Source organism: Sporosarcina sp. FSL K6-1540 (assembly GCF_038620285.1).
GTDB lineage: Bacteria > Bacillota > Bacilli > Bacillales_A > Planococcaceae > Sporosarcina > Sporosarcina psychrophila.
Map to the genome: position 1 here is coordinate 1,586,734 of NZ_CP152018.1, position 10,767 is coordinate 1,597,500.

A 10,767-nucleotide genomic window follows, 5' to 3' on the forward strand; every position below is an offset into this window, starting at 1 on the left:
TTTCTTATGTACTACTGTCTGTCATTCATCTTCGACATGAAATTCTTTATAAACATCGCGACGGCTTAATCCACGGTCATTTGCTACTTCTCGGATTGCCTCTTTTGAACGAAGACCTTTTCTTTCCATCAATTCTGTCACATGATCACGAATTTCTAAGTCGTTCCACCACTCCTGTTGCTCTTCCACAATAACTCCGTCACTGCCTTCGATTACAATACAGAACTCGCCACGTATTTCATTTGATTCTGCCCATAAAACAGCTTCTTCAAGCGTACCACGAAGAAATTCCTCAAAACGTTTTGTCAATTCCCTTGCCAGGACAACAGAGCGTGTCCCACCGAAGCTCGTCTGTAACGCGCGTAAAGTTTCCTTTAGCCTGTGAGGTGCCTCATATAAAATAACCGTCTCTTCTCGTAGTTTTAAATCGTCTAATTGAATGTTCCTGGCCTTCTTCTGACGTGATAAGAAACCAAAGAACATAAAAGGTTGCGGTACTAACCCTGAAGCAACTAGCGCGCTGATTGCTGCATTCGCGCCTGGAACAGGAACTACGTCGTACCCTTCAATAATTGCCTTGGCTACAATGTCTGCCCCCGGATCAGAAATGCATGGCATACCCGCATCACTCACGAGTGCAACTGTCTTTCCATCGGCAAGCATGGCCAAAATCTTTTCGCCACCAACTTCAATATTATGTTCATGGTAACTTGTTAGCGGTGTCTTAATTTCAAAATGGTTACATAACCTGATTGTATTTCGCGTATCCTCTGCCGCTATCATATCTACCTCTTTCAAGATACGAATCGCTCGGTATGTCATATCTTCAAGATTACCGATTGGTGTTCCGACTAAAAACAGTTTTCCACCGCCTGGTTCAGCACTTTTCTGTGACTTCATTTACGTTTCGCCTCTTTCTAATATAAATCTCTTTCGCATTCCTCTTCAGTTGTTTAAATTGATACTCTGCCTGCATAGCTTCACGTTTCGTTTCGAAGTTCTCATGGTAAATACATTGTACAGGTCGTTTTGCGCGTGTATATTTAGCGCCCTTCCCTTCATTATGTACACGAACACGCTTTTCCAAATCATTCGTATAACCGGCATAATAGGACCCATCCTTGCATTCTAATACATAAAATAAGTGATCACCCATTTTGTCCATAAAGGAGGAGCCTCACTTCTTCCGTATATTCATTATCAGCACCATACACATAGAGAGGCGGTAATACTTTCAAATCTGGCTTACCGTCTTTAATCGCCTCAATTAGCAATGTATTTGCTTCTTTACCTTCTTTCGGATAAATAAACTGAATTCGTTTAGGCTCAAGTCGATTTGCACGCATTGCAGTGACAATGTCGAGTAAACGTCCTGGACGGTGGACAAACGCCGCCTTTCCCCCCTGCTTTAACAATTCGCTTGCCGACTGGATAGCCTGTTCAAGCGTTAGATGGATTTCATGCCTGGCAATTGCCAGATGCTCCGATAAGTTCTTTTCGCTTGCCTCATGCGCTGGGAAGTAGGGAGGGTTACATGTTACTGTATCGTATTTCTCATAGCCGATTTTTGCCGCAATGCCAATGACATCATCATTAAGGATGCGAATCCTGCTTTCCAGCCCATTATACCGGACACTTCTTACCGCCATATTTGCAAGCCGCTCCTGTAATTCAACAGCAGTAATAGTAGCGTTCGTTCTGGCGCTTAAAAACAACGGAATCGCTCCGTTACCTGCACATATATCTACAATTTTTCCAGTTTGTTGTAGCGGGACATAGGCAAATCTTGCAAGTAGTACTGCATCCAAAGAAAAAGAAAATACAGACGGACTTTGAATAATCCGCAAATCTTCCGCTAATAAATAATCGAGTCGTTCATCATCTTGTAAAATTTCATCCATAATATTTTCCTCCATAATAAAAATGCGTGAAGCGCCGAATTAAGGAACACATCCTAAGTATGCCGCGTCCTGCGGCAACAAAGAGGGGTGTAGTTCAATCCCTCTCCGATGCATGACCCACCCCCTGTGGGCCCACAATAAAAGAAAAGCCGATGCCTACGTTGCAATAGGATCGGCTCATTTTACACGTTTTGTTTATTTAAGAAAGAGAGGCAGAACAGACAATCTTCCCCTTTACGAATACCACCGTAATGGACATTGCAGACGTGAAATCCTTCATTATATAGGCGCGCTAAATTATCAACGCCTTCTCCAACGTCTATTTTATTCGTTTTTTTCCGATGTTGCCTTGTGTTGATTGTCTGTACTTCTTCATCAATTTGTTTGTCCATTTCTTCAAGCCGCTTGCGCAAATGATGGTTTTCGAGTTGAAGCGAATGGTTCTCTTCCGTCATCTGCGCGACGAATCCAATCAATTCGCGGAATTGCTTTTGCATAGATTCGAGTTCTTGCTCGAATTCCATAACCCTATCCAGAAAACTCTTTTCTTTCAACTATCCCACCTCATTATTTCATCAATTGAGCCATATTTTTTTGTTGTTCCATTATTTCTTCCAACGTATACTCCAATACCAAATCCTGATCCGTCATACTTACTTGAAGAAGGCGTTCAAGCAGATTCAGTCCAACTACTTTTCCAGGCCCCTCAGGTGTTTGGACACGTGTTCCTACATCTGGCATAAGCGCTTTTGCTTCTTCGTAATCATCATTCTCATATTTCAAGCAGCACATAAGACGTCCGCACAGACCTGATATTTTAGAAGGATTAAGTGATAAGTTCTGATCTTTTGCCATTTTTATCGAAACCGGTTCGAAATCACCTAGGAATGTTGAACAGCAAAGCATCCGGCCACATGGTCCAATGCCACCAAGCATTTTCGCCTCATCACGTACACCAATCTGTCGCAGTTCAATACGTGTCCGGAAAATCGAAGCAAGATCTTTAACAAGATTCCGGAAATCAACGCGACCTTCAGCCGTAAAGTAAAAGACAATCTTGTTTCGATCGAATGTATACTCGACATCAACCAACTTCATCTCTAACGAATGTTCTATAATCTTTTCTACACCTGTACTAAAAGCCCGTTCAGCCTCAAGACGGTTCTCCTCTACTTTTTCGAGGTCTTCCGTTTGCGCTGGACGAATGATCTTTTTGAGTGGCAAGACAACATCATTCTCACCAACTTCTCTTACCTTACCTGTAACTTTACCGTATTCGATTCCACGTGCTGTTTCAACGATGACGTAGTCACCTTCGTCGAGCGTGTACTCCAGTGGATCGAAATAATATATTTTACCCGCTTTCTTAAAGCGGACACCTACAACTTTATACAACAAGTAACCCCTCCTGCATGCTGAGCACCAATTGTTCCATTAAAAGTGTGCGATTCATATTGCCATGCAATTGCTTTTTCGACTGCAATATTGCCTCCATATTAGCAGACAGCTGGCTATATGTCATCTTCATCGAAAGACCTCTAACTAGTTCTTGCTGATCGGGAAATGTTGCTGTTGACTGCAAACCGGCTTTGGATGCCACCACATCTCTGTAAGCATAAAGCAGTAAATCCAGTCCACTCTCAGTCTCTTCCTTCTCTTTAAATAAAGGGGCCCATTCTGATTGAATGAATAACAACGCTTCATGGACATGTCTATCCGATGCTTCAACCAATTTTAACACTGTTTTTCGCATGTGTGCAAATTGATCATCTCCAGCCAGTCGAAAAGCTTCATCCAGATTGGCAGTGACCATCGTAACGGTCGCTGCCATTGAAGGTGTAATCCCCTTCTCGACTAGCTCACTAATCATCATTTCTCTAGATGGCGGTAGAAAAGATAACCGTTGACACCGTGATTGGATCGTTGGCAATATCGATTGATATGAATCCGTTAAAAGGATTGCCGTTACATCGCCTTCGGGTTCCTCAAGAAACTTAAGCAACGTATTCGCCGCAGCAACGTTCATCCGATCTGCCCTAGTAATAATATATATTTTCCTACCCGACTCGTAACCCTTTTTCGTCATGCTATACACAAGATTGGACATCTGCTCTTTCCTGATATCCTGACCATCTGGTCGAATAAGCGTTACGTTTGGATGATTACTGGACGTCACTCGTCGACAAGAATGACATGTTTCACATGGAACAAATTTTTCAGGACTAGCACAAAGAAGAAGTTTGGCGAAAAAAAGTGCAACTGCTTCTTTTCCTGTTCCACGTTCACCGTCAAACATATATGCATGTCCAATTCGCCCATTTTTATAAGAAGAACTTAATCGTTCAGTTATTTTTTTTTGCTCTACTACAAGTCGGTTATTCATTTGATCTTGCATAAGCACACACCTCCGTGTTCAAAAAAACCGTGTTTCTTAAACGACAGAAAACACGGAATCACATGTATAGATTGATGAGTAGCCCTTTGATCTCACCAATTTTAGCTAATAGATCGACAGATGTTTTTTCTTCATTCAACAAGTCTTCTGCCAACTCAATAAGCCTTTCATCTATCGTTTCGACAATTTTCAACCTGCGTCCCTCACCGAAACGATTCCATGTATGAGACTGTTTAAGTCCCATTCCAGATTCAACGGCTTCTTTAAGAAAACGTCGAACTAGCATTTTAAATTTAGCCATATCGCGCAAATTGCGAGAACGGGCAATTCGGTCCCCTGCCGATGAAATATCGCCGAGGAGCTTAGTAACCTGCTCTCCTTGGAGGCGCTGCTCTTGTTTAACGACCATTTGGCCGAACCGCGCTCCACCTTGAGATGAGTGTAAAGGATCGTTCCTCATCTTATCGATGCCCGAACGGTAGTCACTATTGACTTTCATTTAGGTTCACCTCTTATTCATCAAAAATGATGAAAATGTTCAATTGGAAGGACGAATACGGTAGCACCGCCAACCTCGACTTCAACCGGGTAAGGAATGTATGAGTCTGCATTTCCACCCATTGGAGAAACTGGAGCTACCATTTGATCTCGTGAACGGCAATTTTCTCGAATAAGTTCAAGCGCCTTCGGAATGAGGGCATCATCGGTACCAATCAAAAATGTCGTATTTCCCGACCGTAAAAATCCTCCCGTACTAGCCAATTTCGTCGCTCGGAAGTCACCTTTGGTCAAAGCCGTAGACAACCGGTTACTGTCTTGGTCCTGTACAACTGCCACAATCAATTTCACGATAATCTCCCCTTTTCCGCTTTCCAACTATTATATCATGAATCTGACTATTTAATGAGTTGGGAGCATATGATTTTCCAAACATTTTCCGTTACTTGCTCTTTAGAGAGCGATGCATCCGTTGATTGAATCCGTTCTGGGTAACGACGAATGAGCTCCTGATAACCCTCATAAACGTTTTGATGAAAATGGATACTTTCATTATCCAATCGATTCTCTTCTCGTTTGTCATTTGCCGCAATTCGCGCAAGTCCTTGTTCTGGATTAATATCAAAAAAGACCGTCAGATCCGGCATCGTATCACTGATAGCAAACTCATTAATCGATAGAACCTCATCAATTCCAAGTCCGCGCGCATGCCCCTGATAAGCTAGCGAACTATCAACAAAACGATCACATAGGACAATCATTCCGTCCTTAAGTGCAGGCATCACTTTTTCAACAAGATGCTGCCTTCGTGCGGCTGCATAGAGAAGTGCTTCCGTCTTCGCATCCATTTCCTGATGATCATTATCGAGGATTATTTCACGGATTTTCTCCGCAATACGAATTCCACCCGGTTCGCGCGTAAGAATGACCTTCAATCCTTGTTCTTCCATACGTTTATATAACTCTTTGATGACTGTTGTCTTTCCAGCCCCTTCAGGTCCTTCAAATGTAATGAATACACCTTTCTGTATCATGTTATTCCTCCACTCTATTCTTTACTACAACTATCTGTTTTTCGTTAATTCGAATTTCCCCCTGGAATTTCGCCCCCATTTGGAGCAATTTCCCTAAAGTTTGAACATGCTCATCCTTTACAATTTCTCCGGCAATTAAAAGCGGAATACCCGGCGGATAGGGAATCACGGAAGCGGCCGCCACACGCCCCAGGGAATCCACGTATGGAATCCACTCCACTTCCATATTCGCCACTTCCTCTGACGTGTAAGCAAGACGAGAAAGTCCCTCCCCAAGTAGTGGTGCTTCTATTGTACTTATTATCTTATCCACTCCATCCAAACAAGTAACCGCAGTTTTAATTTTCTCATAAACTTCATCGAAAGGATAAATCGACCCCACTTTTAATAACGGTAACACGAACAACACTTGATAGGGATCTGCAATTTCACTATAAATTCCTTCCGCTTCCAGTTTCTTTTGTAGATCAAAACCAGAATAACCTTCAATGCGTAAAATAAGCTTTAACGGATCATCCGTTTCAAACGCTCGAAGTCTTGGTATCAGTTTCAAACGTTTGATAAAAGATACCCGCCATTCCACGAAGACCTTTTTATCTTCTTCATTATAAGACTCTGCATAAGCTCTGGCATCGTCAAGCGATGCCATCAACAAATAAGATGGACTGCTAGACTGTAGCATCCCTAAATAACGGGCAACTTTTTCTGCAGCGATGAAGTCTGAGCGTACGTGTAAAAAAGAAGCCATCGTCATCGCTGGCAATGTTTTATGCGCTGAATGAACAACTACATCCGCACCCATCTCCAACGCTGAACGAGGAAACGGTTCACCTACAACAAAATGTGCACCGTGTGCCTCATCTACCAAGACTGGAACTCCATATGTATGACAAAGGTTGATAGTCTCTTCTAACTCGGTCCCTGTTAGGCCATAGTACGTCGGGTAGGTAAGAATAACAGCCTTGGCCCCAGGATAGGCCTTGAGCGCCTCGCCGACTTGCGCAGCGGTCACGCCTCCCGCTGTCTTTGTAGTCACATCCCAAACCGGTGACACAAACACTGGCCTTGCACCAGTCAGCTCAATCGCATGGAAAATCGACTTATGTGCATTGCGCTGAACAATAACTGTTTCACCCGCACGGCACGCCGCATAGACCATTGCCAAATTCCCTACCGTTGAACCATTCACAAGAAAGAAGCTTTGATCCGAACCATAGAGTAACGACAGCTTCTGTTGCGCCTCTTCAATTACACCACTCGGCTCATGAAGATCGTCAAGTCCCTCTAACTCAGTAAAATCATATTGAAGAGCCATCCGTAACTCGGTCGGTAGTCCAGAAAGTATTCCCCCCTTATGTCCAGGCACGTGGAATGAAATCGGGTTTGCTTCTTTGAACTTAGTTAACGCTTCAATAAGCGGCCGATTAGGATCTTTCATTGTAAATCACACTTCCTTTCCTTCTATTATATAGTATCTCAGACCGATCATATAACCAGTACAACCCACATCTGTTGAATAACCATTTTCTTACCCACCATACTGGTAAAGGAGGCTCCAAAGTCTTCATTTGGACTAGTATGTTTCCGGAGAAGCCATCTATTCCCTCATCCCCCAAAGCCTCAGCACTTTGAGTACCTATTATAGCCTTGGAGATCGACGGATGAACGACAACCATACAAGAAGCACCTAGTGTTTGATTACTTTATTCACTGGTTATTTTGGTTAGTCAACAGATATGAGTTCAACCAGTCATGTAGCGCCTGTTCAGCCCCGACAAGGCGTTCTTATTACCTTTACTTACAGGACAGAAGGCGACTCTAGACGAACAAAAAGTCATTACCTACTTGCTGGCAATGACTACATTTCTTCAAATCCATGTTTTCTATGTACTTTTGCTTTAATTTCCGGAAAAAACATGCAGATAACACAAAACGAGATGATTCTTTAGAATCATCTCGTTTTGTGTTATCCATGGTGCCCGGCGACGTCCTACTCTCGCAGGGGGAAACCCCCAACTACCATCGGCGCTGAAGAGCTTAACTTCCGTGTTCGGGATGGGAACGGGTGTGACCTCTTCGCAATCGTCACCAGACTCTTTGAGCTTGTTCGCTCAAAACTGAATAAAACAGACATTGTGCTACACGAATCAGGGTAATCAAGCCCTTTTCAAAATTGGTTAAGTCCTCGATCGATTAGTATCCGTCAGCTCCACACGTCGCCGTGCTTCCACCCCAGACCTATCAACCTCATCTTCTTTGAGGGATCTTACTTACTTGCGTAATGGGAAATCTCATCTCGAGGGGGGCTTCATGCTTAGATGCTTTCAGCATTTATCCCGTCCATACATAGCTACCCAGCGATGCCTTTGGCAAGACAACTGGTACACCAGAGGTATGTCCATCCCGGTCCTCTCGTACTAAGGACAGCTCCTCTCAAATTTCCTGCGCCCGCGACGGATAGGGACCGAACTGTCTCACGACGTTCTGAACCCAGCTCGCGTACCGCTTTAATGGGCGAACAGCCCAACCCTTGGGACCGACTACAGCCCCAGGATGCGATGAGCCGACATCGAGGTGCCAAACCTCCCCGTCGATGTGGACTCTTGGGGGAGATAAGCCTGTTATCCCCGGGGTAGCTTTTATCCGTTGAGCGATGGCCCTTCCATGCGGAACCACCGGATCACTAAGCCCGTCTTTCGACCCTGCTCGACTTGTAGGTCTCGCAGTCAAGCTCCCTTATGCCTTTGCACTCTACGAATGATGTCCAACCATTCTGAGGGAACCTTTGGGCGCCTCCGTTACTCTTTAGGAGGCGACCGCCCCAGTCAAACTGCCCGCCTGACACTGTCTCCTGCCCCGATAAGGGGCATGGGTTAGAAGTCCAATACAGCCAGGGTAGTATCCCACCAACGCCTCATCCGAAGCTAGCGCTCCGGAATCCAAGGCTCCTACCTATCCTGTACAGGCTGCACCGGAATTCAATATCAGGTTACAGTAAAGCTCCACGGGGTCTTTCCGTCCTGTCGCGGGTAACCTGCATCTTCACAGGTATTATAATTTCACCGAGTCTCTCGTTGAGACAGTGCCCAGATCGTTACGCCTTTCGTGCGGGTCGGAACTTACCCGACAAGGAATTTCGCTACCTTAGGACCGTTATAGTTACGGCCGCCGTTTACTGGGGCTTCAATTCGAAGCTTCGCTTGCGCTGACCTCTCCTCTTAACCTTCCAGCACCGGGCAGGCGTCAGCCCCTATACTTCACCTTGCGGTTTTGCAGAGACCTGTGTTTTTGCTAAACAGTCGCCTGGGCCTATTCACTGCGGCTCTCTCGGGCTTTAACACCCTACCAGAGCACCCCTTCTCCCGAAGTTACGGGGTCATTTTGCCGAGTTCCTTAACGAGAGTTCTCTCGATCACCTTAGGATTCTCTCCTCGCCTACCTGTGTCGGTTTGCGGTACAGGCACCTCCCGCCTCGCTAGAGGCTTTTCTTGGCAGCGTGAAATCAGGGACTCAGGGATAAATCCCCTTGCTGTAACAGCTCAATGTTATAGGAACGGGATTTGCCTCATTCCACACCTCACTGCTTAGACGCGCATAACCAACAGCGCGCTCACCCTATCCTACTGCGTCACCCCATTGCTCAAACGGCGGGGAGGTGGTACAGGAATATCAACCTGTTGTCCATCGTCTACGCCTTTCGGCCTCAACTTAGGTCCTGACTAACCCTGAGCGGACGAGCCTTCCTCAGGAAACCTTGGGCATTCGGTGGAAGGGATTCTCACCCTTCTTTCGCTACTCATACCGGCATTCTCACTTCCAAGCGCTCCACCAGTCCTTACGGTCTAGCTTCGACGCCCTTGGAACGCTCTCCTACCACTGACATCTAAGATGTCAATCCACAGTTTCGGTGATTCGTTTAGCCCCGGTACATTTTCGGCGCAGCGCCACTCGACCAGTGAGCTATTACGCACTCTTTAAATGATGGCTGCTTCTAAGCCAACATCCTGGTTGTCTGGGCAACGCCACATCCTTTTCCACTTAACGAATACTTGGGGACCTTAACTGGTGGTCTGGGCTGTTTCCCTCTCGACTACGGATCTTATCACCCGCAGTCTGACTCCCAAACATAAATCATCGGCATTCGGAGTTTGTCTGAATTCGGTAACCCGGGATGGGCCCCTAGTCCAAACAGTGCTCTACCTCCGAGATTCTTAAGTTTGAGGCTAGCCCTAAAGCTATTTCGGAGAGAACCAGCTATCTCCAGGTTCGATTGGAATTTCACCGCTACCCACACCTCATCCCCGCACTTTTCAACGTACGTGGGTTCGGGCCTCCAGTAAGTGTTACCTTACCTTCACCCTGGACATGGGTAGATCACCTGGTTTCGGGTCTACGACCCCATACTCTATCGCCCTATTCAGACTCGCTTTCGCTGCGGCTCCGCATTCACTGCTTAACCTTGCATGGAATCGTAACTCGCCGGTTCATTCTACAAAAGGCACGCCATCACCCATTAACGGGCTCTGACAACTTGTAGGCACATGGTTTCAGGATCTATTTCACTCCCCTTCCGGGGTGCTTTTCACCTTTCCCTCACGGTACTGGTTCACTATCGGTCACTAGGGAGTATTTAGCCTTGGGAGATGGTCCTCCCGGATTCCGACGGAATTTCACGTGTTCCGCCGTACTCAGGATACACTCTGGAGAGAATGGACTTTCAACTACGGGGCTTTTACCCGCTACGGCGGACCTTTCCAGGTCGCTTCGTCTAATCCATTCCTTTGTAACTCCGTATAGAGTGTCCTACAACCCCAAGAAGCAAGCTTCTTGGTTTGGGCTCTTCCCGTTTCGCTCGCCGCTACTCAGGGAATCGATTTTTCTTTCTATTCCTCCGGATACTTAGATGTTTCAGTTCTCCGGGTGTGCCTCGTTTACGCTA

10 protein-coding genes and 2 rRNA genes (1 of these 12 only partly in view) are annotated in these 10,767 nt (G+C 45.6%); all 12 read right to left on the reverse strand.

Features of this window, described 5'->3' with window-relative positions:
* Positions 1–21 precede the first annotated feature (21 nt).
* Positions 22–900 (reverse strand): 16S rRNA (cytidine(1402)-2'-O)-methyltransferase, encoded by an 879-nt coding sequence (rsmI, locus tag MKY15_RS07225; RefSeq protein ID WP_338654461.1) that lies wholly within the window; start codon positions 898–900, stop codon positions 22–24.
* Positions 878–1,165 (reverse strand): GIY-YIG nuclease family protein, encoded by a 288-nt coding sequence (locus MKY15_RS07230; protein WP_067213759.1) that lies wholly within the window; start codon positions 1,163–1,165, stop codon positions 878–880. Before MKY15_RS07230 ends, rsmI begins: the two co-directional genes overlap by 23 nt.
* Positions 1,149–1,901, reverse strand: coding sequence for a tRNA1(Val) (adenine(37)-N6)-methyltransferase (locus tag MKY15_RS07235; protein ID WP_187046265.1), 753 nt, complete (start codon positions 1,899–1,901; stop codon positions 1,149–1,151). The genes MKY15_RS07230 and MKY15_RS07235 overlap by 17 nt, the downstream gene beginning before the upstream one ends.
* A 182-nt stretch (positions 1,902–2,083) precedes the next feature.
* Positions 2,084–2,425: a DNA replication initiation control protein YabA gene (yabA, locus tag MKY15_RS07240; RefSeq protein WP_231885860.1), complete on the reverse strand. Its 342-nt coding sequence runs from the start codon at positions 2,423–2,425 to the stop codon at positions 2,084–2,086.
* 43 nt (positions 2,426–2,468) lie between these two features.
* Positions 2,469–3,296 (reverse strand): stage 0 sporulation family protein, encoded by an 828-nt coding sequence (locus MKY15_RS07245; protein WP_187046266.1) that lies wholly within the window; start codon positions 3,294–3,296, stop codon positions 2,469–2,471.
* Positions 3,289–4,296, reverse strand: a complete 1,008-nt coding sequence (holB, locus tag MKY15_RS07250; RefSeq protein ID WP_342539320.1) for a DNA polymerase III subunit delta' — start codon at positions 4,294–4,296, stop codon at positions 3,289–3,291. The genes MKY15_RS07245 and holB overlap by 8 nt, the downstream gene beginning before the upstream one ends.
* A gap of 58 nt (positions 4,297–4,354) precedes the next feature.
* The gene (locus MKY15_RS07255; RefSeq protein WP_342539321.1) at positions 4,355–4,795 is read right to left on the reverse strand and encodes a YaaR family protein; all 441 of its coding nucleotides are present in this window, start codon (positions 4,793–4,795) and stop codon (positions 4,355–4,357) included.
* 20 nt (positions 4,796–4,815) lie between these two features.
* Complete coding sequence (locus MKY15_RS07260) at positions 4,816–5,145, reverse strand: cyclic-di-AMP receptor (RefSeq protein ID WP_067213764.1); 330 nt, start codon at positions 5,143–5,145, stop codon at positions 4,816–4,818.
* Positions 5,146–5,192: 47 nt separating this feature from the next.
* A complete protein-coding gene (gene tmk / locus MKY15_RS07265; RefSeq protein ID WP_067213765.1) occupies positions 5,193–5,828 on the reverse strand; it encodes a dTMP kinase in 636 nt (211 codons plus the stop codon).
* Between the two features lies 1 nt (position 5,829).
* The gene (locus MKY15_RS07270; protein ID WP_187046268.1) at positions 5,830–7,266 is read right to left on the reverse strand and encodes an aminotransferase class I/II-fold pyridoxal phosphate-dependent enzyme; all 1,437 of its coding nucleotides are present in this window, start codon (positions 7,264–7,266) and stop codon (positions 5,830–5,832) included.
* A 539-nt stretch (positions 7,267–7,805) separates the two neighbouring features.
* Positions 7,806–7,921 (reverse strand): 5S ribosomal RNA (gene rrf / locus MKY15_RS07275).
* A gap of 80 nt (positions 7,922–8,001) precedes the next feature.
* A 23S ribosomal RNA gene (locus MKY15_RS07280) occupies positions 8,002–10,767 on the reverse strand; it runs 166 nt beyond the window's last position.

What these genes read in the sequence shown, in the direction of transcription:
- yabA (WP_231885860.1), bottom strand. Translation starts at nt 2,425, where the DNA reads ATGGAATTCGAGCAAGAACTCGAATCTATGCAAAAGCAATTCCGCGAA.
- MKY15_RS07270 (WP_187046268.1), bottom strand. Translation starts at nt 7,266, where the DNA reads ATGAAAGATCCTAATCGGCCGCTTATTGAAGCGTTAACTAAGTTCAAA.
- rsmI (WP_338654461.1), bottom strand. Translation starts at nt 900, where the DNA reads ATGAAGTCACAGAAAAGTGCTGAACCAGGCGGTGGAAAACTGTTTTTA.
- MKY15_RS07230 (WP_067213759.1), bottom strand. Translation starts at nt 1,165, where the DNA reads ATGGACAAAATGGGTGATCACTTATTTTATGTATTAGAATGCAAGGAT.
- MKY15_RS07255 (WP_342539321.1), bottom strand. Translation starts at nt 4,795, where the DNA reads ATGAAAGTCAATAGTGACTACCGTTCGGGCATCGATAAGATGAGGAAC.
- tmk (WP_067213765.1), bottom strand. Translation starts at nt 5,828, where the DNA reads ATGATACAGAAAGGTGTATTCATTACATTTGAAGGACCTGAAGGGGCT.
- holB (WP_342539320.1), bottom strand. Translation starts at nt 4,296, where the DNA reads ATGCAAGATCAAATGAATAACCGACTTGTAGTAGAGCAAAAAAAAATA.
- MKY15_RS07235 (WP_187046265.1), bottom strand. Translation starts at nt 1,901, where the DNA reads ATGGATGAAATTTTACAAGATGATGAACGACTCGATTATTTATTAGCG.